20 protein-coding genes and 6 tRNA genes are annotated in these 22,995 nt (G+C 69.3%); 16 read left to right on the forward strand and 10 right to left on the reverse strand.

Translation table 11 applies throughout. The annotated features are described in order from the left end of the window. Positions 1–135 precede the first annotated feature (135 nt). From hemE to G4H71_RS20515, 5 genes are all read left to right on the forward strand, one after another. Positions 136–1,203: a uroporphyrinogen decarboxylase gene (gene hemE / locus G4H71_RS20495; RefSeq protein WP_174561850.1), complete on the forward strand. Its 1,068-nt coding sequence runs from the start codon at positions 136–138 to the stop codon at positions 1,201–1,203. After that, positions 1,200–2,561, forward strand: coding sequence for a protoporphyrinogen oxidase (locus G4H71_RS20500; RefSeq protein ID WP_072738111.1), 1,362 nt, complete (start codon positions 1,200–1,202; stop codon positions 2,559–2,561). The genes hemE and G4H71_RS20500 overlap by 4 nt, the downstream gene beginning before the upstream one ends. A gap of 4 nt (positions 2,562–2,565) precedes the next feature. Continuing rightward, complete coding sequence (gene hemQ / locus G4H71_RS20505; protein WP_072738112.1) at positions 2,566–3,261, forward strand: hydrogen peroxide-dependent heme synthase; 696 nt, start codon at positions 2,566–2,568, stop codon at positions 3,259–3,261. Positions 3,262–3,307: 46 nt separating this feature from the next. Beyond that, positions 3,308–5,623 carry a molybdopterin-dependent oxidoreductase gene (locus G4H71_RS20510; protein WP_371842448.1) on the forward strand — a complete coding sequence of 772 codons (2,316 nt, stop codon included), beginning with the start codon at positions 3,308–3,310 and terminating at the stop codon, positions 5,621–5,623. Positions 5,624–5,722: 99 nt separating this feature from the next. Then, on the forward strand, positions 5,723–7,090 hold the full coding sequence (locus tag G4H71_RS20515; protein WP_169847153.1) for a serine hydrolase domain-containing protein: 1,368 nt from the start codon (positions 5,723–5,725) through the stop codon (positions 7,088–7,090). Here the strand turns inward: G4H71_RS20515 and msrB are convergent. The 4 genes from msrB to G4H71_RS20535 form a co-directional block, all read right to left on the reverse strand. Beyond that, entirely contained in the window at positions 7,064–7,495 is a 432-nt protein-coding gene (msrB, locus tag G4H71_RS20520; protein ID WP_072738114.1) for a peptide-methionine (R)-S-oxide reductase MsrB, read from the reverse strand. The two genes, G4H71_RS20515 and msrB, sit on opposite strands and share 27 nt — an antisense overlap. A gap of 25 nt (positions 7,496–7,520) precedes the next feature. After that, positions 7,521–8,825: a glycosyltransferase family 87 protein gene (locus tag G4H71_RS20525; protein ID WP_072738254.1), complete on the reverse strand. Its 1,305-nt coding sequence runs from the start codon at positions 8,823–8,825 to the stop codon at positions 7,521–7,523. Between the two features lie 71 nt (positions 8,826–8,896). Further along, positions 8,897–10,423, reverse strand: a complete 1,527-nt coding sequence (locus G4H71_RS20530; RefSeq protein WP_072738115.1) for an alpha/beta fold hydrolase — start codon at positions 10,421–10,423, stop codon at positions 8,897–8,899. Positions 10,424–10,446: 23 nt separating this feature from the next. Continuing rightward, positions 10,447–11,259 (reverse strand): pyrimidine reductase family protein, encoded by an 813-nt coding sequence (locus G4H71_RS20535; protein ID WP_083343117.1) that lies wholly within the window; start codon positions 11,257–11,259, stop codon positions 10,447–10,449. Positions 11,260–11,281: 22 nt separating this feature from the next. On the opposite strand from G4H71_RS20535, the gene zapE reads away from it, so the two are divergent. Further along, on the forward strand, positions 11,282–12,298 hold the full coding sequence (gene zapE, locus G4H71_RS20540) for a cell division protein ZapE (protein ID WP_072738116.1): 1,017 nt from the start codon (positions 11,282–11,284) through the stop codon (positions 12,296–12,298). 33 nt (positions 12,299–12,331) lie between these two features. Here zapE and G4H71_RS20545 read toward each other — a convergent pair whose 3' ends face one another. After that, on the reverse strand, positions 12,332–12,868 hold the full coding sequence (locus tag G4H71_RS20545) for a GNAT family N-acetyltransferase (RefSeq protein WP_072738117.1): 537 nt from the start codon (positions 12,866–12,868) through the stop codon (positions 12,332–12,334). 409 nt (positions 12,869–13,277) lie between these two features. Here G4H71_RS20545 and G4H71_RS20550 point away from each other — a divergent pair, with 409 nt between their 5' ends. Beyond that, the gene (locus G4H71_RS20550) at positions 13,278–13,781 is read left to right on the forward strand and encodes a 2-isopropylmalate synthase (protein WP_072738118.1); all 504 of its coding nucleotides are present in this window, start codon (positions 13,278–13,280) and stop codon (positions 13,779–13,781) included. Positions 13,782–14,012: 231 nt separating this feature from the next. On the opposite strand, the gene G4H71_RS20555 is transcribed toward G4H71_RS20550, so the two are convergent. From G4H71_RS20555 to G4H71_RS20575, 5 genes are all read right to left on the reverse strand, one after another. Then, positions 14,013–14,087 (reverse strand) — tRNA-Val (locus tag G4H71_RS20555). Between the two features lie 12 nt (positions 14,088–14,099). Next, positions 14,100–14,174 (reverse strand) — tRNA-Gly (locus tag G4H71_RS20560). Positions 14,175–14,217: 43 nt separating this feature from the next. Continuing rightward, positions 14,218–14,292 (reverse strand) — tRNA-Val (locus tag G4H71_RS20565). Position 14,293: 1 nt separating this feature from the next. Further along, positions 14,294–14,364: transfer RNA gene (locus G4H71_RS20570), tRNA-Cys, on the reverse strand. A 24-nt stretch (positions 14,365–14,388) separates the two neighbouring features. Next, positions 14,389–14,460, reverse strand: a tRNA-Gly gene (locus G4H71_RS20575). Positions 14,461–14,706: 246 nt separating this feature from the next. Here G4H71_RS20575 and G4H71_RS20580 point away from each other — a divergent pair. From G4H71_RS20580 to G4H71_RS20620, 9 genes are all read left to right on the forward strand, one after another. Continuing rightward, a tRNA-Val gene (locus G4H71_RS20580) sits at positions 14,707–14,781 on the forward strand. A gap of 147 nt (positions 14,782–14,928) precedes the next feature. Beyond that, the gene (locus G4H71_RS20585) at positions 14,929–15,396 is read left to right on the forward strand and encodes a TIGR02611 family protein (RefSeq protein WP_139183274.1); all 468 of its coding nucleotides are present in this window, start codon (positions 14,929–14,931) and stop codon (positions 15,394–15,396) included. Between the two features lie 135 nt (positions 15,397–15,531). Continuing rightward, positions 15,532–16,140, forward strand: coding sequence for a DUF742 domain-containing protein (locus tag G4H71_RS20590; RefSeq protein ID WP_072738120.1), 609 nt, complete (start codon positions 15,532–15,534; stop codon positions 16,138–16,140). Positions 16,141–16,289: 149 nt separating this feature from the next. Next, a complete protein-coding gene (gene thrS / locus G4H71_RS20595; protein ID WP_072738256.1) occupies positions 16,290–18,380 on the forward strand; it encodes a threonine--tRNA ligase in 2,091 nt (696 codons plus the stop codon). 4 nt (positions 18,381–18,384) lie between these two features. Then, positions 18,385–18,984: an ATP adenylyltransferase gene (locus G4H71_RS20600; protein WP_072738121.1), complete on the forward strand. Its 600-nt coding sequence runs from the start codon at positions 18,385–18,387 to the stop codon at positions 18,982–18,984. Between the two features lie 120 nt (positions 18,985–19,104). Next, positions 19,105–19,770 (forward strand): phosphatidylinositol phosphate synthase, encoded by a 666-nt coding sequence (gene pgsA / locus G4H71_RS20605; protein WP_072738122.1) that lies wholly within the window; start codon positions 19,105–19,107, stop codon positions 19,768–19,770. Beyond that, complete coding sequence (locus tag G4H71_RS20610; RefSeq protein ID WP_072738123.1) at positions 19,767–20,717, forward strand: phosphatidylinositol mannoside acyltransferase; 951 nt, start codon at positions 19,767–19,769, stop codon at positions 20,715–20,717. The genes pgsA and G4H71_RS20610 overlap by 4 nt, the downstream gene beginning before the upstream one ends. Then, a complete protein-coding gene (locus tag G4H71_RS20615; RefSeq protein ID WP_072738124.1) occupies positions 20,714–21,847 on the forward strand; it encodes a glycosyltransferase family 4 protein in 1,134 nt (377 codons plus the stop codon). The genes G4H71_RS20610 and G4H71_RS20615 overlap by 4 nt, the downstream gene beginning before the upstream one ends. Beyond that, the gene (locus tag G4H71_RS20620; protein WP_072738125.1) at positions 21,844–22,863 is read left to right on the forward strand and encodes an NUDIX hydrolase; all 1,020 of its coding nucleotides are present in this window, start codon (positions 21,844–21,846) and stop codon (positions 22,861–22,863) included. The genes G4H71_RS20615 and G4H71_RS20620 overlap by 4 nt, the downstream gene beginning before the upstream one ends. The last annotated feature ends 132 nt before the right edge of the window (positions 22,864–22,995 follow it).

Raw genomic sequence — 22,995 nt, forward strand, 5'->3', positions numbered from 1 at the left:
TGATCTCGCAGGCGCGACGTGGGGCCCGGGAACGACGTGGCAGCATGAAGCCAGGCCGACACCAGGGGCCCGCGCCTGCGGGCACCGGAGAACACGAGGACTGGGATGAGCGGGTTGGAGAGCACGAACGCCGGAATGACCGAACGGGCCGAATACCCGTCCCGCAGGCGGCTCCCGGATGCGCCGTTCCTGGCCGCCGCGACGGGGCGTACGCCGTCGCGCCGTCCGGTGTGGTTCATGCGCCAGGCCGGACGTTCGCTGCCGGAGTACCGGGAGATCCGCGCGGACGTGGGGATGCTCGAATCCTGCTTCGATCCGGAGCTGGTCTGCGAGATCACCCTGCAGCCGGTACGCAGGCACGGTGTGGACGCGGCAATCCTGTTCTCCGACATCGTCGTTCCGCTGAAGGCGGCCGGGATCGACCTGGACATCGTCGCGGGACGTGGGCCGGTCGTCGCGGAACCGGTGCGCACCATCGCCGATGTCGCGGAGTTGCCGCGGCTGGTCCCCGATCAGGTGGGCGCGGTCTCCCGGGCGGTACAGCTGCTCACGGCCGAACTCGGTGACACCCCGCTGATCGGTTTCGCCGGTGCCCCGTTCACGCTGGCGTCGTATCTGGTCGAGGGCGGACCCAGTCGGAACCACGAGCGCACCAAGGCGCTCATGCACTCGGATGCCAAGACGTGGCACGCGTTGCTCGGCACGCTGGCGGACACCACCATCACGTTCTTGCAGACGCAGTTGCACGCGGGCGTCGACGCGGTCCAGCTGTTCGACTCGTGGGCCGGTGCGCTGTCGCTGGCCGAGTACCGCGAGTTCGTGCTCCCGCACTCGGAACGGGTGTTCGCGGAGGTCGAGAACGCGGGGGTGCCCCGCATCCACTTCGGCGTCGGTACCGGCGAGCTGCTCGGTGCGATGGGGGAGGCCGGGGCCGACGTGGTCGGTGTCGACTGGCGAATTCCTCTCGACGTCGCTCAGCGACGGGTCGGACCGGGAAAGGGGTTGCAGGGCAACCTCGATCCGGCGGTGCTGTTCGCCGGTGAAGGGGCGGTCGAGCGGGAGGCGCGGCGGATCGCCGCCGAGGCCGACGTCGCGGTGGCCGCAGGCGCGACCGGGCACATCTTCAACCTCGGCCACGGAGTGCTGCCGGACACCGACCCGACCGTGCTCACCGACCTCGTGGCGCTGGTGCACTCGCTGTGACCACCGTCGCGGTCGTCGGCGGAGGCATCGCCGGGCTGGTCGCCGCGTACCGGTTGCGGCGCAGGCTCGGCGCGAGCGCGGACATCGTCGTGATCGAATCCTCGGGTCGCGTGGGCGGCAAACTCCGCACGGTGGACCTCGCCGGGGGGCCCGTCGACGTCGGTGCCGAGGCGTTCATCGCCCGCCGTCCCGAGGTCCGTGACCTGGTGGACGAGTTGGGGTTGTCCGAGCAACTGGTGCACCCGGCGGGTGCGAGTCCGCTGATCTGGTCGCAGGGTGGGCCGGTCCCGATGCCGCGCCACACCCTCATGGGGATCCCTGCCGACGGCGAATCACTCGTCGGGCTGGTCGACGACGCGACGCTGGCGCGGATCGCGCGGGAGGAGACCGAGCCACTCGACTGGGTGCCCGGCTCGGACCGGTCGGTCGCCGACCTCGTCGGCTCGCGGTTCGGTGACCAGGTCGTGGCGCGCTCGGTCGATCCGTTGCTCGGCGGAGTGTATTCGGGTCTGTCCGATTCGATCGGGGTGCGCGCCGCGTTGCCCACCCTCGCCGTCGCCCTGGACGGCGGTGCTCGCAGCCTCACGGCCGCGGTGCGACAGGCGCTGCCCGCTCCCTCGTCGACCCCGGTGTTCGGCACCCTGCGCGACGGCTACGGCGTGCTCCTCGAGGAGCTCGTCGCGGCGACCGGTGCCCGCCTCGTCACGGACGAGGCAGGTCGAGTGCGCCGAGACGGTGGCGGGTGGTCCGTCGAGCCCGTGGGCCACGTCGACGGCGTGGTACTCGCGGTGCCTGCCCGCCAACTCGCGACACTGCTCGACGACGTGGCACCGGAGGCGGCCGCGGCGGCCGCGGCGATCCCACTGGCGTCCTCTGTCGTGGTGGCGCTGGCGCTGCCGGCCGATGCGCGGGTGCCGGACAACTCCGGCATCCTCGTCGCCACCGACTCACCACTCGGCCCGGGCGCGACGGCGAAGGCGTTCACCCTGTCGAGCCGGAAGTGGCCGCACCTCGCCCGGCGGGACGTCACCCTCGTGCGCGCCTCGTACGGCAGATTCGGTGATTCCGCCGTCGTCGACGACTCCGACGAGGCGCTGGTGGCGTCCGCGATCCGGGACTTCGCGGTGGTGTCCGGGACACGGCCGGAGCCGGTCGCCTCGTTCGTCCAGCGCTGGCACGAGGGACTGCCGCAGTACGGTCCGGGGCACGACGAGAAGGTGGGTGCCGTCGAAGCCGCCGTGGCCGAACTCGACGGGCTCGAGGTCGCCGGAGCATGGATGCACGGAGTCGGTGTCCCGGCCTGCGTCGCGAGTGCGACCACTGCCACAACTCGTCTGCTGGCCCAGGTGGCACGATAGACCCATGGCACGCCTCGACTACGACAAGCTGAACTCCGAAGTCCGCTACTCGATGATCTCCGTATTCCAGGCCCGGCCGGGGATACTCGGCGACGATCGGCAGGCGGCGATCGAGCAGGCCCGCCTCTTCTTCGAGGGTCTCGCCGACAGGGACGTCGTGGTGCGGGGTCTGTACGACGTCGCCGGCCTGCGTGCGGACGCCGACTTCATGATCTGGACGCACTCGCTGAGCCTCGAGGCACTGCAGGCGGCCTACGCCGACTTCCGCCGCACGACGGCGGTCGGACGGGCGAGTACCCCGGTGTGGAGCACCGTGGCACTGCATCGGCCCGCCGAGTTCAACAAGAGCCACATCCCGGCGTTCGTCGCGGGTGAGGAGCCGGGCGACTACATCTGCGTCTACCCGTTCGTCCGCTCGTACGAGTGGTACCTGCTGCCGGACGAGGAGCGCCGGTCGATGCTGGTCGAGCACGGGAAGGCCGCGCGCGGGTATCCGGACGTGCGGGCCAACACCGTGCCGGCGTTCGCGCTCGGCGACTACGAGTGGATCCTCACCTTCGAGGCGCCCGAGATGCACCGCATCGTGGACCTCATGCGGGATCTCCGCGCGACCGACGCCCGCCGGCACGTGCGTGAGGAGATCCCGTTCTACTCCGGACCCCGCGTCGACGTCGGCAAGCTCGTCCGCGCGCTGCCGTGACATGGCCGGCAGTGACATGACCGGCAGTGACATGGCCGGCAGTGACATGGCCGGCCCAGGCATGACCGGCAACCTGCGGGTCCCACACATGTCCCACTGGGGCATGTTCGAGGCGGAGGTGGCCGGCGGCGAGGTCGTCGCGGCGCACCCGTATCACGGTGACGCCGACCCCTCGCCGGTGCTGGGGAACATCGCAGGATCGACCGGCCGAGCGCGCGTCACCGGCCCGGTGGTGCGGCGCGGCTGGCTCGAGAACGGGCCCGGACCGAGCACCGCGCGGGGCAGCGACGAGTTCGTCGCGGTCGAGTGGGACGAGCTCACCGACCTCCTCGGCCGCGAACTGCGGCGCGTCGTCGACCGGCACGGCAACTCCGCGATCTACGGGGGCTCGTACGGGTGGGCGAGCGCGGGACGATTCCACCACGCGCAGAGTCAGGTCCATCGTTTCCTCAACACCCTCGGCGGATACACGCGCTCGGTGCACAGCTACTCGCTGGGCGCGACCGGGGTCATCATGCCGCGGGTGATCGGTACCCACTGGAAGCTGTTCGCGCGCTCCACTTCCTGGCCGGTGATCGCCGAGAACACCGATCTGCTGGTGTGTTTCGGGGGCATCCCGGTGAAGAACACCGGCATCAATCACGGTGGCACGAGCAACCACCCGACCCGCGGCGCGCTCGACGCGCTGCGACGTCGGGGCGGGCGCATCGTCTCGTTCAGCCCGCTCCGCGACGACGTGAGCGGCGAGCACCGCTGGATCGCGTCGGTGCCCGGCAGCGATGTGGCGGTCATGCTCGCCCTCGCGTACGTGTTGGCGACGGAGGGGCTGCACGATCGCGAGTTCCTCGACACCCACTGCACCGGGTACGAGGAGTTCGAGGCCTACCTCCTGGGCGCAGCCGACGGAGTCCCGAAAACCCCCGCGTGGGCGGAAGGACTCTCCGGCATCCCGGCAGGTGACCTGGAGGATCTGGCGCGGGAGATGGCGTCGCGCCGGACGATGGTCACCGTGACCTGGTCGCTGCAGCGCGTGCGCCACGGCGAGCAGGCACCGTGGGCCGGAATCACCCTGGCTGCGATGCTCGGCCAGATCGGGCTTCCCGGAGGCGGATTCGGCCACGGCTACGGATCGATGAACGAACCCGGCCTGGCGCCCGTGCCGTATCCGCTGCCGACCCTTCCCCAGGGCACCAACCCGGTCCCGGACTTCATCCCGGTCGCGGCGATCTCCGACATGCTGCTGAAGCCGGGGGAGCAGTTCGACTATGACGGCACGCGTCTGACCTACCCGGACATCCGGTTGGTGTACTGGGCGGGCGGTAACCCCTTCCATCATCACCAGGACCTTCCTCGGCTGCGCCGTGCACTGGCGCGGCCGGAGACGATCGTCGTGCACGACCCGTACTGGACCCCGATGGCCAGGCATGCGGACATCGTGGTGCCGTCGACCACCTCGCTCGAGCGCGACGACCTCAGCTGCACCCGCAACGATCCGCTGCTCGTGGCCATGCACGCGGCGGTGCCCCGGCACGCGAACGCGCGCGACGACTACGACGTCTTCGCCGAGATCGCGTACAAGATCGGGGTGGGTCACCAGTTCACCGAGGGACGTTCGTCGCGGCAGTGGCTCGAGCACCTCTACGGGCAGTGGCGCGAGTTCGTCCTCGCCGACGGAGGCGACGCGCCGGACTACGACGAGTTCCGTGCCCGCGGTTCCGTTCGGATGCGGACCGAGGACGACCTCGTCCTGTTCGAGGACTTCCGCGAGAACCCGGAACGGAATCCGCTGCGGACACCGAGCGGGAAGATCGAGATCTACTCGAAGGACATCGCCGGATTCGGCTACGACGACTGTGGCCCGCACCCGCAGTGGTACGAGCCGCAGGAGTGGCTCGGCGGAGACCGTGCCGGAACCTATCCGCTGCACCTGATCGCCAACCAGCCGCGCACCCGGCTGCACAGTCAGCTCGATCACGGGGCCACCAGCCAGGATTCGAAGGTGCAGGGCCGCGAGCCGCTGCGGATGCATCCGGACGACGCGGCCGCGCGAGGTCTCACCGACGGGCAGGTGGTCCGCGTGTTCAACGATCGGGGCGCCTGCCTGGCCGGGCTGGTTCTCGACGACGGAGTGCGCCGTTCGGTGGTGCAGTTGTCCACCGGTGCCTGGTACGACCCGCTCGATCCGTCCGACCCCGATGCCCTGTGCGTGCACGGCAACCCGAACGTCCTCACGGCCGACGTGGGTAGCTCCTCGCTGTCCCAGGGGTGCACGGGTCAGCACGTGCTGGTCGAGATCGAGCCGTGGACCGGCGATCTTCCTCCGATCCGTGCCTATGACCCGCCGGTGATCCGCGCCCGCTGACCCACTCCTTCTTGTGTTTCACGTCACATCGTCATAGTCTCCCCTTCTGAGACGCGCATGTATCACATGTGCACGGACGGACACGGAGGTTCCACGGCGATGAGGTGTGGGCGTGCGGTGCGATGGGCGGCCTCGCTCGCGCTGATCGTGGTGGCGTCGTCGGGAGTACCGGCGGTGGCCGGGCCGGTGGCGGACACGGCGGCGTGTGCGGTTCCGGGGGTGGGGGAGCAGTTCGACGGCCGGGACGCGGAGTCGGTGGGTATGGACGCCGCAGCCGTCGACGACGCACTGGCCCTGGGGGAGCGGTCCGGCGGGTATGCCGTCCAGATCTATCGACACGGGTGCCTGGTCGGTTCCCGCGGGTCCGCCGAGGACGCGCTGCTGCCGTTGTTCAGCGCCTCCAAGGGCGTCACCGCGCTCGCGGTGGGACGTGCGATCACGCTGGGGTACTTCGACGTCGACGATCGCCTGGGGCGGTTCTTCCCCGAGGCGGACGCGGAGCACGCCGCCCTCACGGTGCGGCAGGTGCTCACCCAGACGACCGGGCTGCGGTTCAGTTGGCCGGCGGACGTGGCCGGACTGGCCACCGATCAGGTGTCACAGAACCTGAACGCGCCGTTCGACTATGCGCCGGGATCCCGGTTCCAGTACGCACAGGCGGTGCTCACGTTGCTGCCCCGAGTCGTCGAGGTCACCACGGGCAGTGACTTCCAGGACTTCGTACACAGCGAACTCCTGAGTCCGCTGGGCGTGGAGCGGGACCGGTGGGTATGGCTCCGCGACCGGAGCGGGAACACCGCCGTCAACGGTGGCATGGCGATGCGGCCCTCCGACCTCGCGCGGATCGGCCAGTTGATGCTGAACGAGGGCAGCTGGGGAGACCGGAACCTGATCGACCCCGGCTACCTCCGGCAACTGCGGACACCGACGGAAGCGAACGGCGGCTACGGGTTCCTCACGTGGCTCAATGCCGGAGACTCGTACCGCGGGGTGAACGTGCCCGATGCCCACCACTATCCGTATCCCGTGTTCGCGGGTTCACCGCGGGACATGTACGCGTTCTCGGGTGCCTTCGGGCAGTTCGTCGCGGTGGTGCCGAGCCGGGATCTGGTGATCGTCCGCATGGGCGTGCCGACCAGGATCGACCCGGGGAACCTCACCGGGGTGTTGACCGGCACCTCCAATCCGGACGTCAAGGAGTACTTCCGCCGAGTCGCTGCGGCCGTGGTGGATGTGCCCGGCGAGCCGTTCGTCGATCCCTACGGGATCGAGGATCCGCGGGTGCCGCTGGTCCGCGAACCCGGTGACCTGGCTCGCATCCTCGATGTGGAGAACGTCGCCGCGATCCTTCTCGGCGTCGGCCCGTACGAGTCGTCCCGGTGCAACGTGGTGTGGTGCGAGGGGCGGCCCGTCCAGGAGGAGGTCTTCGGCGCGGCGTTGTCAGCTCTCGACGGGCTCGAGCCGTAACGACAGCGAATTGATGCAGTACCGCTGATCGGTGGGCGTCGGGTAGCCCTCGCCCTCGAAGACGTGACCGAGGTGGCTGTGGCACTTGCGGCACAGAACCTCCACCCGGCGCATACCGAGCGAATCGTCTTCCCTCAGGATCACCGCGTCCGTGTCCGCGGGATCGAAGAACGACGGCCATCCGCAGTGGGACTCGAACTTCTCGGTGCTGCGGAACAGTTCGGCGCCACACGCCCGGCACGAGTACACGCCCTCGGTGGTGGTGTCGGTGTACTCCCCGGTGAACGGACGCTCCGTGCCCGCCTGCCGGAGCACGGCGTACTCCTGTGGTGACAGACGTGCCCGCCACTCCTCGTCGGACAAGGCGACTTCGGGCTCGCCCGGACCCTGCTGTGCGGAACTCATGGCTCCACGCTAATACGTGGTGGCGTCAGCGTCCGGCAGGTGCGGTAGTCGCCTCCGGCTCGGGGGCATCGGGGGCACGGTCGCGGCGCGCCGGCGCGTCCTCGCGGAGGAACGGTGGATCGATACCCTCGTCCAGGCGTCCGTCGCGCCGCGCCGCGAGATAGCGGTACAGCAGCACCGCGAACACGACGAGGAGCAGCAGACTCCAGCCGAGCGTGGTGCGCATGTACTCTGCGGCCCGGCCCGACGTGAGGAAGCGGCTCGACAGCCAGCTGTCGTAGCTCATGAACCCGTACACCGCGAGCCATGCCGGCCAGTTCCGCATCACCGAGTTCCGCAGGACGACCGTCATCAGCAGCGGGAACAGCATCATCGAGTAGTACCCCTGGCCGAGCGACCCGAGCAGGAACGACGCCGTCAACAGCACGCCGGTGGTGGTGGCGACGTAGAACAGCTCGTCCTTGCGGTAGTAGCGCCACAGTAGCCACAGCGACGCGACGACGATGGCCAGGAAGCCGAGACGCATGCCCCAGATGAGCGCGGTGGGCAGCCCGTAGTACATCCCGTTGCCGACGATCGCGCTGTTGAAGTAGTCCCGCGACTCGCTCAGGTACGGGACCGTGCGGCGTACGAAGTCCATCGGGTCGACCGACAGCGGCCAGGCGACCGCGGTGAGAACCAGAGGGATGCCCGCGGCAGTGACGAACACCTTCCACTGGCCCCGTACCAGCGGTAACAGCAGCAGTGGGGCGAGGATCGGTTTCACCGCGAACGTGAGGCCTATCGCCGCGCCCGCCCAGAGGTCCTTGCGTTTCATCAACAGCGTGAGGAACACCATCTCGCCGAGGAACACCAGACCGTTGATGTTGGTGAAGATGAGAGTGTTCGTGACCGTCTCGGAACTGAACGTCGCCAGCAGCAGGATCGGCGCCGCGATCGACGTGATCGCCAGGTCGAACAGGCGCAGCAGCAGGTACAGGGCGATGAGGATGGCGATCGCGTTGGCCAGGATGAACAGCCAGCGGGACCGCTCCGGGTCCAGGATTGCGATGGGAGCGATCAGGAGGGTGCCCGACGGTGGGTACAGATAGTGCGGGTCCACCGAACCGAAGTCCGCGGTGTACACCGGCCGGCGATTGAGGAAGGCCAGCGCCGCGTCGTAGACCGGGCGGAAGTCGTCGGTGATGTAGTGACCGTTGACCGCCTTGATGACCACGCGGTTGAGCGCGGTGAGGATAGCGATCGGCCACAACACGAAGTTGACCACTTCGCTGGTGGTTCGCGCCGTGCGCGGTTCGAGACGTCGAAGGAACACTACGGCACGGTACACCGGCGCGGACCGGACCGCGGTGACCTGCCCCTGCTTGTTCGCGTGCCGGTCACCTCCGGGTATGCGCGCGGTCACGCCGGACAGGCGCTGCCGCCCGGCGGGAGCGTGCCGTCCGCGGCATAGGTGACGACGGCACGCTGGGCACATTCGGACTGGATCGCCGGATGGCCGCTGCCGTGCCACGTCATCGTCGAGTGCGGGGCGCCCGCGTTGCCGACGGCCCCGGTGACGGCCGGAAGGCCCTCGCCACCGGCCACCGGATCCCCGGTACCGACCAGGAAGAGCACGGGAACGTCCAGTTCCGCGGGCATGGCGGGCGGCGGCGTGGCCGGCCATGCCGTGCAGGAGACGAGTTCGAGCGCGGCCTCGGGACCGAACACGGGATAGCGCTCGGCCCACTCGGCCTGGAACTCGCGCACCCGATCGCCGGACGGTAGCTGTTGGGCATCGGTGCAGCGCGCCACGAACCGGCCGTCCCCGTCGGCCCCCGCGGCGTTCGCGAGGGCACCGATCGGTGTCGGGTCGCCGGCGAGGGCCGCCGAGGCAGCGTCGGCGAGTCCGCGGACCCGCGCGGCGCGATCGCCGGCTCCGCCCGCGAGAGTGCCGGTGAGGGCGGTCAGCACCGCGTTGGACGACGTCGCCGGAATCCGTCCCTCCCTGGCGCGGACGACCAGGTCGGTCAGCGCGGCTCGTGGGTCGGGTCCGAGGGAGCAGGCCAGCGCCACGCATTGCGCGGCGAACGCGTCCAGTGCCGCCTCGGCGCCGCGGACGCGATGCTCCGCCGCGGTCCCGGCGTCGACGGCGACGGCCTCGGGCGAGTCGAGCACGAGCCGGCCGATGTTCGAGGGGTACTTCGCCGCGAAGGCCAGCGCGACCGAGGCCCCGTTCCCGGAGCCGATCAGTCCGAGGGTGTCCACGCCCCACAGCAGGCGCAAGGCCTCGATGTCGTCCGCGGCATGGGCGGTGTCGAACGTCAGTTCCTGAGGCTGGAGATAGTCGGTGCACGCCACCGTCGCCTCGATCGAGATCGCGGACAGGCGCTCGACGCGGTCGTTGCTGCCGATCGTGAACTGCCCCAGATCGGCGAGGTCGTGCCGATCCTGGACCGGCAGGCAGTCGATCTCGGTGGACGAGCCGGTGCCGCGGCGATCGACCGCGACGATCGGATGCGCGGCCAGGAGCGGTCCGAGACCGCCCGCGGCCAGTTCGCCGATCAGCTCCGTCGACGGCCGGTCGGAGCCCGAGGTGAACACCAGGGGCGCGGCGTCCTCTGGGGTGTTCGCCGCGCGCGCCCGCAATGCGCCCATCGTGAACGATCCGGGCAGGGCACCACCGGGGTCGATCTGTGCTTCGTACTGGGCGCACTCGAGCGTCACGCCCTGCGGCGCGGGCAGCTGCGCGTCGCACGGTCCCCAGGCGAGATCCTGCTCCGGAACGCCCAGCGGTGCAGGCGTGTCCACGGCGGGATCGTCGACGGATTCCTCCGGTGCCACCGGGCCGGGTTCCCGTTCGACCGCGACGTGCGGGCGCACCGACGGGCCGGCCCCACACGCACAGCACACCGCCAGGACGATCGCCAGCAACACCGGTCTGCGCATGCAGCACAGCCTGCCAGGTTCGATCACCCCGCAGCCACACGCACCCATCGGGTGAGGATCGTGCCGTCCGTGTCCGCCAGGACGTGCGCGGGAGCCATCGAGATCCGGGCGGTGTGGTCCGAGACGGCCAGCCGCGCGGCCCCGCCACCGACCAGCAGTGGCGAGGTGGTCAGGCACAATTCGTCCACCACGTCGTCGGCGATGAGCTGGCCGACGAGACCGGGGCCACCCTCACACAGCACCCGGGTGAACCCGCGCTCGGCGAGGAAGTCGACGAGCCCGGCGCTGGTGACCGTGCGCTCCCCGGCGACGACGACGTCCGCGCCTGCCTCGGTCAGCCGGCGGACCCGGACGGGGTCGGCATCGTCGCTCGTGACGACGATCGGCGGGACGGCCGTATCGGTGAACAGCCTCGAGTCCGGATCGATCATCGCCCGGGCGGAGACGACGGCGACCGGCGGGACCGGCGCCAGGCCGCCGGTGACGCGACGGTCGCGCGCCGCCGCGCTCGTACGGACGCCGCCGTAGTTCTCCGCGCGGGCGGTGCCCGCTCCGACCACGACCACGTCGGCGAGCTGCCGCAGGAGCCCGAAGACGCTCTTGTCCGCGGGGGTGCCCAGCCCGCCGCTGGAACCGTCGACCGCGATCGCCCCGTCGATGCTCGCCACGAAGTTGATCCGCAGCCAGGGGCGGGTGACGTCGGGGTAGGCGTACAGCCTGGTCAGCTCGTCGCGGGTGAGTTCTCCTCGGCCGTACTCGGTGGCATTCCCGGAGGTCGCCGGGGACGCGGGTGTGAGGTGGGTCGCATTATCCAGCAGGTACACAGAGAAGATCACAGCACGTGGATACTCTGTTTGTATGCATTCACGCCTCGTCGATCGCACTCCTGTGGTACCGGCGGATCAGCTGACAGCTCAGATGGTGCCCCCGGCCATGTTCGACGAGGTGAGTTTCGCGTCGTACATCCCCGACCCGAACGAGCCCAGTCAGGCGGTGGCGGTCGCGAAGGCCGAGGAGTTCGCGCAGAAGGTCGCCAAGATCCGCGGCGGCGGCCGCCGCGGGCTGTTCGGCAAGAAGGCTCCCGCCACCGGTGCGGGCCTCTACCTGGACGGCGGCTTCGGTGTCGGCAAGACGCACCTGCTCGCGTCGATCTACCACAGCTCCCCGTCGCCGAAGGCGTTCGGGACGTTCGTCGAGCTCACCCATGTCGTCGGCGCACTCGGCTTCAATCAGGCGGTCGAACAGCTGTCGAACCACTCGGTGCTCTGTATCGACGAGTTCGAGCTCGACGATCCGGGCGACACGATGCTGGTCTCGCGACTGCTGGCCGAACTCTCGCAGCGTGGCGTGTCCATCGTCGCCACGTCCAACACGCTTCCCGGACAGCTCGGTGAGGGGCGTTTCGCGGCGCAGGACTTCCTCCGCGAGATCAAGAAGCTGGGATCGATCTTCGAGACGCTGCGGGTGGACGGCCCGGACTACCGGCACCGCGACCTCCCGCCCGCGCCGGACCCGATCCCGTCGGACGAACTGCACGAGCTCGCGGACACCGTGGACGGTGCCACGCTGGACAGCTTCGACGAGCTGTGCCGCCACCTCGGCACCCTGCATCCCTCGCGCTACAAGAAGCTCGTCGAGGGCGTCACCGCCGTCTACCTGGACGGCGTGCACGCGGCGCCGGATCAGTCGGTCGCCCTGCGGCTGGTGGTCCTCGCGGACCGCCTGTACGACGAGAGCATCCCCGTCACGGTCTCCGGCGCGAAGCTCGACGAGATCTTCACCCCGGAGATGCTGGCCGGCGGCTACAAGAAGAAGTACCTGCGCGCCACGTCGCGTCTGCTCGCGCTGTCCCGCTTCGAGGTCACCGCGAGCTGACCCTGCCCGGTGGGGCGAGCCTCGCCGGTGGGATCAGGCCTCGACCGGACGCTCCATCACGAAGTCGTCGTGGCGCTGCGTGCCGACGACGAAGCTCTTCGTCCCGACCTGCGCGAAGCCGTGCTTGATGTAGAAACGTTGGGCCCGAACGTTCTTCTGGTTCACGCCGAGCCAGATCCCGGCACGTCCGGCCGCCCGCGCACGTTCGACGATGGCGTCCATCAGTGCAGCGGCCACCCCGGAGCCGTGGTGCCCGGGGACGACGTACAGCTTGCTGATCTCGGTGGTGGGCCGCAGGGTGACGACCTCGGCCACGTCCGGATCGGTGGGCTCGCCGTCGACGAGCATCGCGTAGCCGACGATCGCACCGTTCTCGGTGACCTTGAGGACCGTGCGATTCGGGTCGGTGAGATATTCCGAGAAGCGCTCCGCGGAGAGCATCTCGTCGATGAATGCGGCGATGTCGTCCTGCGATGCCTCCGGTGGGCACGCGAGAGGAAACGTCGCGGCGGCGACGTCGGCGATCGTCTCGGAATCCCAGATCCCCGCGGCGTCGATCTGGACAGTCACGGCCTCACCGTTCTTTCGCGTCCCGTGTGTGTTCCGGTCGTCTCGAAGGATAGGCCACGGGAGCGGTGGCGACGGGGATGCCGCCTTCGGGGAGCTCGCCGACCCGTCGTGGGTCGTGGGACGGCTCGTGGGGATGGGAAAGCCCCAGCCGAGGATGGGGGGTCACGGCTGGGGCTCCGACGCCATCCGGGGAGCGGATGACTGCCACGAACAATACATGAGGAAAACCTCATATTCGAATCGGGTTCGAGTTTGCCGCCGCGGGTGCTCGGCGCTAGAGTGGCGGAATCATGAAGCGCATCCTCGTAGTAGTTCGCCGCCGTAGCGGGGTCTGATTCGGACCGACCCCTCGCTGCGGGTCGTTCTGCTACGTGTTGGTCCTCCCCGCTACATCTGGAAGACCACGACGATGACCACCACTTTTGCTTCTGATTCCTTCACCTCTCACGCGTCGTCCGCCGATGCCTCTGCTTCGTTCGCCCCTACCTCGGTCGAGACGGCCGGACTGCGCCTGCCGCGGGGCCTGCGCGAGGAGGCGGCGGGTATGTCCTGGGCGGAGTTCACCGCAACCTATGCGCCGACCGGCGGGCCGATCCGCCTGGGCTCGTGGTCGGCACGCAAGTGTGGCCTGGGGCAGTGGGAGTTCCGGACCACGTTCGGGGTCGGCACGTCGATCCGGCGGGCCGAGGCCGTCGCGCCGGGTCCGATGTCTGCGCTGACCGCCCTGCTGCACGACAGCGGATGTCCCATCGAGATCCTCGGCTTCCATCAGCAGCAGTGGGACGGCCGGACGGCCACCCTGGTCCTGTGCGAGGCCGGCGGTCGAAGTGGCTGGGCATTCGGTCTCGGTGAGGGAACCACCGAATCCGCGTTGCGGGCGATGGTCGCCGCGGCCAACCGCCTGCACGGCTGAGCGTCCCGCGCACCGGCCCGCACCCGAGCTCCCGGCACCCCGCATCTCCCGCACCCCTCTGCTCTCCCGCCCCGGGTGAAGGGACCGTTCGCCCGGTCTGTGGAGGCGTAGGGCACCTTCACCCACGGGGCGGGAGGCAGGGGAGGGTGGCGAGGGAGGGTGGCGAACGAAGGGGAGGGGGGAGACGAGGGCGGCCCCCGGCAAGTGCCGGGGGCCGCCCTCGTGTACCTGTGGTGCGCGATACTGGGATTGAACCAGTGACCTCTTCCGTGTCAGGGAAGCGCTCTCCCGCTGAGCTAATCGCGCCGGGTGGAGAGGTGGAGCGGATGACGGGATTCGAACCCGCGACCCTCACCTTGGCAAGGTGATGCGCTACCACTGCGCTACATCCGCATGTGGGCGACGGTCTCCCGTCGCCCGGTCCCGCTGTCGATCATGGTGCGCGATACTGGGATTGAACCAGTGACCTCTTCCGTGTCAGGGAAGCGCTCTCCCGCTGAGCTAATCGCGCGAGGTGGAGACGGGAATCGAACCCGTGTACACGGCTTTGCAGGCCGTTGCCTCACCACTCGGCCACTCCACCGCGAAGGTTGAGTCCAACCTCTCGAGCGGATGACGGGATTCGAACCCGCGACCCTCACCTTGGCAAGGTGATGCGCTACCACTGCGCTACATCCGCATTGCACCGTTCGACCGGAGAGCGCAATTGTTCTCCCTGGTGCGGTTGAGAACATTAGCCGACCGCAACTCGCATCCACAAATCCGCAGGTCACGAGCGGGTCGTGGAGGCACGTGCGGCTCCGTGGCACCGCCGACTCGGGCCGGACGCTCCACCCTCGGGGGGTTCACGCGGTGTTTTTTGTCCGTGCCCCGGGTACGTGTTAGTGTTCCAACTCGTTCGAGGGCGTGCTCGTCGCGTCCTCGCGGTCCCGTGGCTCAGTGGAAGAGCGTCCCGTTCACACCGGGGAGGTCGCTGGTTCGATCCCAGCCGGGACCACCACCGAAGGCGCGATCCGGACACTGTCCGGATCGCGCCTTCTGTCGTTTCTATGTTGCCCGAGCGTGCTGTCGTGGTGCCGGACGACCCGGACGATCGAGTCGGTACTGTCGAAGTGAGCCAGTGGAACGATCCCGGGACGGAACCCACGTGACTGCATACGACGCAGAGGACCGCGACGACCCGCGCCGCGCGGATCGTGCGGACGTCGCCGATCCGGAAAGTGCCGGGCGGTGGATGCGGTGGCGGATGCGGGTCGCGGGAAACCGGTCCCTGAACCTGGCCTACCGGACCGCGGTCGGTGTGGTCGGCACGATCGTGCTCGTGGTCGGCGTCATCGCCATTCCCTACCCCGGGCCGGGATGGCTGATCGTCTTCGCCGGTCTGGGCATCCTCTCGTCCGAGTTCGCGTGGGCCCATCGTGTCCTGCGATTCGTACGGGTCCGCTACGACCGGTTCATGGGCTGGTACGTCGCCCAGTCGCTGGTGATCCGGGTGGCGGGCGCACTCTTCACCGCGCTCGTCGTGGTGGTGACGCTGTGGGTACTCGGCACGTTCGGCCTGGTCGGCCCCTGGGTGGGCCTCGATCACGACTGGTTGCGCAGCCCGTTCTCGTAGTCGGCCGACGCCGGCCCCGACTCAGGCGCGGTCCCTGTGCTTTCCGACACCCTCCCGGGATGTCATCCTCCGGAAACATGGAGGTGGAACGATTTCTCCACGCGCACCCGGGACGTGTGAGGAGGTAGCGAGCGGATGACTGTCGCCGACGACGACTGGCCGGTGATCGGCGCGACCGGAGCACGGTTCGGATCAGGCGCCCGCCGCCGCAGACGCACCCGTGCCGAGCGTTCCGGCGAGGCCGGTCCGCGCCATCTCGCGGACGGCGAGAACTCGCCGCAGCGTGGTGATCGGGAGCCCGGCTCGGCCACTCGCGTCTCCGCCGCGGTGGACGAGGTTCGTGCTCCGGCGTCCGCTGTGACAGCGGCGCCGGGCGACCCGGACGGGATTCCTGCGCCGGACGACCCGGACGGCTCGGCGATCTCCTTCGTCCGGCCGTTCGTCCGCAGCGGCGGACGGACGCGCCCCGCGGTCCAACTCGAATTCGAGACGTTGGTCTCGGCCGTCGCCGATCCGCCCACCGCCCGGGACGACGACGATCATCGTTCGGTGTATGTGCTGTGTGCTCGCCCGCGTTCGGTGGCCGAACTCGCGGCGTTGACCTCGATGCCGATCGGAGTGGCCCGGGTCCTGGTCGGCGATCTCGTCGCGGACGGCGCCGTCCGTCTCCACGACACCGCCGGCGATGCGGGGCCCGGACGTGAGCTCCTCGAGCGTGTCCTCGCGGGGATCCGCGCGCTCTGATCCGCACCGCCCCGTTCCCGCCCGGGGCGCGAGAGTGCCGCGAGAGATGGGGCAGCTCCGTGCCGATAGCATGGTCTGGCACCTCCCGGTGCCCAGCCTCATCGGCGCCCGGCCCCCTCCGGGTCTCACACATGAAGGAGAAGACCGTCGTGACGACGCCTGCACCCGACGCACCGACCGTACTCGTCCGGGTGGCTGCGGGAACCACGGCGGGCACCGCGGTCCGTGAGGCAGGGTTCCCGACGAAGGGCCCGGAGACCGTCGTCGTCGTCCGGGACGCCGAGGGGCAGTTGCGCGATCTCTCGTGGACGCCCGACGAGGACGTCGAGGTGGCGCCGGTCGCGGCCGACACCGAGGCGGGCCGGTCCGTGATCCGGCATTCGGCCGCCCATGTGCTCGCCCAGGCCGTTCAGCAGGAGTTCCCGGACGCGAAGCTGGGAATCGGCCCGCCGATCAAGGACGGTTTCTACTACGACTTCCAGGTGGAGCGCCCCTTCACCCCGGAGGATCTGACCAAGCTCGAGAAGCGGATGAAGCAGATCGTCAAGGGCGCGCAGCGGTTCTCCCGCCGGGTCGTCGACGACGTCGAGGACGCGCGGATCGAGCTCGCAAAGGAGCCGTTCAAGCTCGAGCTGATCAGTGACAAGTCGGTCGCCGACTCCTCGCTCTCCGACGACCCCGAGATCATGGAGGTCGGCGGCAAGGAGCTGACGATCTACGACAACCTCGATCCGCGCACCGGGGAGCGCGTGTGGAGCGATCTGTGCCGTGGCCCGCACATCCCGACCACGAAGTTCATTCCCGCGTTCAAGCTCACCCGCAGTTCCGCCGCGTACTGGCGTGGCGATCAGAACAACGCCGATCTCCAGCGCGTCTACGGCACCGCGTGGGAGTCCAAGGAGGCGTTGGACGAGCATCTCGAGTTGCTCGCCGAGGCCGAGCGCCGCGATCACCGCAAACTCGGTTCGGAACTGGACCTGTTCAGCTTCCCGGACGAGCTCGGTTCGGGCCTGCCGGTGTTCCATCCGAAGGGCGGGATCATCCGCACCGAGATGGAGGACTACTCGCGTCGGCGCCACATCGAGGCCGGCTACGAGTTCGTCAACACCCCGCACATCACCAAGGGGCACCTGTACGAGGTGTCGGGCCATCTGGACTGGTACCGGGACGGAATGTTCCCGGCGATGCACGTCGACGAGGAGCTGAACGAGGACGGCACGGTTCGCAAACCGGGTCAGGACTACTACCTGAAGCCGATGAACTGCCCGATGCACAACCTGATCTTCCGCGCCCGCGGCCGGTCCTACCGGGAACTGCCGCTGCGGTTGTTCGAGTTCGGGTCGGTCTATCGCTACGAGAAGTCCGGTGTGGTGCACGGGCTGACCCGTGTCCGTGGCATGACCCAGGACGATGCGCACATCTACACCACCCGTGAGGACATGCGCGACGAGCTCGCGAGTCTGTTGCAGTTCGTGCTGGAGTTGTTGAAGGACTTCGGTCTCGACGACTTCTATCTGGAGTTGTCGACGAAGAACGAGGAGAAGTTCGTCGGCGACGACGCGGTGTGGGAGGAAGCGACCGCCACACTCGCCGAGGTCGCGGAGGCGTCGGGCCTGAACCTGGTCCCGGATCCGGGTGGGGCCGCGTTCTACGGCCCGAAGATCTCGGTGCAGGCGAAGGACGCACTGGGACGCACGTGGCAGATGTCGACCATTCAGCTCGACTTCAACCTGCCCGAACGGTTCGACCTCGAATACACGGCCTCCGACGGCACGAAGAAGCGTCCGGTGATGATCCACCGGGCCCTGTTCGGCTCGATCGAGCGGTTCTTCGGCGTGCTCACCGAGCACTATGCCGGCGCGTTCCCTGCCTGGCTCGCGCCGGTGCAGGTGGTCGGGATCCCCGTGGCCGAGGCCTTCGAGGATCACCTGTTCGCCGTCGTGAAGAAGTTGAAGGCAGCCGGAATCCGCGCCGAGGTGGACGTCAGCGACGACCGGATGCAGAAGAAGATCCGCACGCACACCACCCAGAAGGTGCCGTTCATGCTGCTCGCTGGGGAGCGGGACGTCGAGGCGGGCGCGGTGAGCTTCCGATTCCGCGACGGCACCCAGGTCAACGGGGTGCCGGTGGACGACGCCGTCGCGGTGGTCACCGAGTGGATCTCGCGCCGCGAGAACGCCAGCCCGACGGCGGAACTCGTCCGCCCGTCCGGAACCATCGCCTCGTCGGAACGGGCGTGACCGGATGACTCGTCACGACGATCAGCTGCCCGGAACCGCCGAGATGGTGGACGTCGGTGCGGGTGATCCGGACCGTCTGCGGCGGATCTGGTCTCCGCACCGGATGTCCTACATCACCGAGGCGCCCAAGCCGGAGGGCGGTACCGGCGAACCGTTCCTCGACATCCCCCGGATGAGCGACGAGGACGGCCTGGTCGTCGCGCGGGGTGAGCACGTGTACGCGGTGCTCAACCTGTATCCGTACAACCCGGGACATCTCATGGTGGTGCCGTACCGGAAGGTGGCGGCGCTCGAGGACCTCACCGACGGCGAGAGCGCGGAGCTCATGGCGTTCACGCAGCAGGCGTTACGGGTGATCAAGCGGGTGTCGAATCCGAACGGGTTCAACGTCGGCCTCAACCTCGGCGCGGAGGCCGGGGGATCGCTGTCCGAGCACCTGCATCAGCACGTCGTGCCCCGGTGGCGCGGCGACGCGAACTTCATCACCGTGCTCGGCGGGACGAAGGTGATGCCGCAGTTGCTGCGCGAGACCCGTAGCCTGCTGGCGAAGGCGTGGGACGAGGATCGGCCCGCGCCGGGGCGGTACCATCAGCCACTTGGTTGAGCGGTGAAGGAACGCCGAGCTTTGGAGAACGCCGAGCTGTGAAGAACGAGGCAGGGGCATGAACGAACCGAGGACTCGACGACGCGGTGCCTGCGTCTCGGTGAGGATGGGGTTTCCGAGGTGCTGAGCTTCTTCGGCCGGGCGTCGGTGGCCAAGGTGACGGCGCCGTTGGGGCGTGCCCTGATCAAGACGGGACTCACCCCGGACGCGGTGACCGTGATCGGCACGATCGCCACCGTGGTCGCGGCGCTGACGCTGTTCCCCAGCGGTCATCTGTTCTGGGGCACCATCGTCATCTGGATGTTCGTCATGTTCGACATGCTGGACGGCGCGATGGCCCGGGCGCGTGGTGGGGGCACCCGCTACGGTGCCGTGCTCGACGCCACGTGCGACCGCATCGCCGACGGCGCGATCTTCGCGGGCCTGGCGTGGTGGGCGGTCTATCACGAGGACAGCAAGCCCCTGTTGATCGCCACGCTCGTCTGCCTGGTGACCTCGCAGGTCATCTCCTACGCGAAGGCGCGGGCGGAGGCCAGCGGGCTCTCGGCGGACGGCGGCCTGATCGAGCGCCCGGATCGGCTGGTCATCGTGCTGGTCGGTGCCGGTCTCACCGGGCTCGGTCTGGGGTGGGCCGTTCACATCGCCATGTGGTTGCTCGCGGCCGGCAGCGTGGTCACGGTGTTCCAGCGAGTGTGGGCAGTCCGCAGCGCGGACGGTGCCCGTGAGTTGCTGCCGCTGGCGCCCGCTGACACCCGCACCCCCGACGGCGAGGCGACCGAGCAGTGAACCTCTCCGGACGACTCACCGACGCCGGGTACGCGGCGGGGTGGCGGCTGGTGCGTGCCCTCCCCGAGTCGGTGGCCACCCGGTTGTTCGACCTCGGCGCGGATCTGGCGGTCCGCAAGGGCGGCCCCGAGCAACTGCGGAAGAACCTGGCCCGAGTGCTGGGCGTGGATGCCGACGAGGTCCCCGACGCGATGGTCCGGGACTCGGTGCGCTCGTACGCGCGGTACTGGCGCGAGGCGTTCCGGCTCCCGTCGATGGACCTGACGAAGACGGGGGAGGCTCTCGATCCGTTCATCGAGGGTGCCGAGCACCTCGAAGCGGCCAAGGCGGCAGGCAAGGGCGCGGTACTGGCGTTGCCGCACAGCGGGAACTGGGACATGGCGGGCGTCTGGTGCGTACAGCACTGGGGCGGGCTCACCGCCGTCAACGAACGTCTGAAGCCCGAGTCCCTGTACCGCAGGTTCGTGGCGTACCGGGAGAGCCTCGGGTTCGAGATCATCCCGCTCAGCGGCGGCGAGGCGCCTCCCTTCCCGGTACTGGCACAGCGGTTGCGCGAGAACAAGATCGTCACGCTGCTCGGTGAACGAGACCTCGCCGCCAAGGGTGTTCCGGTCACCTTCTTCGGCGAGCCGACCCGGATGCCGGCGGGCCCGGCGAAACTGGCCGAGGAGACCGGGGCCGCGTTGCTGCCGGTGCACTGTTGGTTCGTCGACGGCGGTTGGGGTTTCCGGATCGACCCGGCCGTCGACACCTCGGTGGGGGTGGCAGCGGCCACCCAGGCGCTGGCCGATCGGTTCGCCGCCAACATCGCCGCCCACCCCGCCGACTGGCACATGCTGCAGCCGCTGTGGTTGTCCGACCTCTCGCAGGCGCGCCTCGCCCGCATGGAAGGACGTACGGAAACACAGGAACCCGCGGAAGGACAGGAGCGAGGGGAGGGGCGGTGAGGATCGGGATGATCTGCCCGTACTCGCTCGACGTACCGGGCGGTGTCCAGGCACACGTGGTCGACCTGGCCCGCGTCCTCATCGAACGCGGCCATCAGGTGAGTGTGCTCGCGCCGTCCTCCGAGGACATGGAACTCCCCGACTTCGTGGTGTCGGCAGGCCGAGCGCTCCCGGTGCCGTACAACGGATCGGTGGCGCGGCTGAGTTTCACCCCGACCGCGAACGCGCGTGTCCGGCGGTGGATCTCGGACGGGGACTTCGACGTACTGCACATCCACGAGCCCAACGCGCCGAGCCTGTCGATGCTCGCGTTGCGGGTCGCGGAGGGGCCGATCGTGGCCACGTTCCACACCTCGACGACGAAGTCGCTGGTGTTGAGCACGTTCCAGAGCGTCCTCCAGCCGTACCTGGAGAAGATCTCGGGTCGCATCGCGGTGTCGGAGTTGGCGCGCCGGTGGCAGGTCGAGGCGCTCGGGTCGGACGCCGTCGAGATCCCCAACGGCGTGGACGTCGCCTCGTTCGCGGATGCACCGCCGCTGCCCGGCTATCCCCGTGCCGGCGGCACCATCGCGTTCCTCGGCCGTTACGACGAACCCCGCAAGGGGATGGCGGTGCTGCTCCGGGCGCTGCCGGCACTGGTGGAACGCCACCCCGATCTCGAGGTCCTGGTGATCGGGCGCGGCGACGAGGAGCGATTGCGGCGCGAAGCCGGGCCGACGGCACGACACCTGACCCTGCTCGGTCAGGTCGACGACAAGGAGAAGGCGTCGGCGCTGCGCAGCGCCGACGTGTACTGCGCTCCCAATCTCGGCGGCGAGAGCTTCGGCATCGTGCTGGTCGAGGCGATGTCCGCGGGCACCGCGGTGGTCGCCAGCGAGCTCGATGCATTCCGTCGGGTCCTCCAGGACGGGCGCGCCGGAATACTCGTCCCCATCGGAGACGGGGAGGCGCTCGCCGAGGCCCTCGACACCGTGCTGTCCGACACCGCGCGCCGCGATGCCCTCGTCGCCGAGGGACGCTCATTGGTCACCCGGTACGACTGGCCCGTCGTTGCCGAACAGATCCTGCGGGTCTACGAGACGGTGGCCGTCGGCGGCCGCAAGGTCCACGTCCGTGAGGTGCGTTCGTGACGTTCTCCGCGCTCACCATCGCGGTCATCGCGCTGGTGGCCCTGGCGATCCTGCTGATCGGCCTGTGGGCGTACGGCACCGCCAATCGGCTCGACCGGCTGCACGTGCGGTCCGATCTGTCCTGGCAGGCGCTGGACTCGGCGCTCGCGCGACGCGCGGTCGTGGTCCGTGCCATCGCGGTCGACCTGCCGGCCGCCGAGGCGAAACCCCTGGCTGCGCTCGCCGACCACGCCGAGCGCGCGGATCGCGGCGATCGCGAGGTCGCCGAGAACACATTGTCCTCGGCCGTGTCGACGGTGGACATCACCCGGGTGCGCCCGCAGTTGGTCGCCGAACTCGCCGACGCGGAGGCGCGCGTGCTCATCGCCCGGCGTTTCCACAACGACGCCGTCCGCGACACCCTGGCGCTGCGCACCCGGCGGCCGGTGCGCTGGCTGCATCTCGGCGGAACCGCCGCACTGCCCACGTACTTCGAGATCACCGAGCGTGCGGCGGGTGATCGCGCGCACGGCCCCGTCGCCGATGCCACCCGCACGTCGTCGCGGGTGGTGCTGCTCGATTCCGCGGGACGGGTGCTGTTGCTGCGCGGCCACGATCCGTCGGTGCCGGACGTGCACTTCTGGTTCACGATCGGCGGCGCGGTGGAGAAGGGGGAGTCGCTGCGCGCGGCCGCCGTGCGCGAGGTGCGCGAGGAAACCGGGCTCGCCGTCGGTGAGGACGATCTGCGGGGGCCGATGTGGCGCCGGGTGGCGGTGTTCAACTGGTGCGGTCGGCTCATCCGCTCCGAGGAACTGTTCTATGCGTTGCGCACCGAGGAGTTCGAACCGCACCACGACGGGTTCACCGAGCTCGAGCAGCAGGCCGTCACCGCATACCGTTGGTGCGGTCCACAGGAGATGCGCGAGCTCGCCGAGGCGGGTGAGACGGTGTACCCGGAACAACTCCCCGAGCTGCTCGACGAAGCGGCCGCGGTCGCGGACGGCGTCCGTGACGTCGAGGTCCGGTCGGTGCACTGATCGTCGGCCGGGTGAGGCCGGCGAGCGTCCGGCACGAGCAGTCCAGTCCGGAAGGTCTGGACTGGATACGGAGACTGCGGCCGGTCCCGCCTAGAATCGGGGCGTGAGCGCGGTCCACCGCGCACAGACACC

Origin of the sequence: Rhodococcus triatomae (genome assembly GCF_014217785.1) — a bacterium.
In the GTDB taxonomy this organism is placed as follows: domain Bacteria; phylum Actinomycetota; class Actinomycetes; order Mycobacteriales; family Mycobacteriaceae; genus Rhodococcus_F; species Rhodococcus_F triatomae.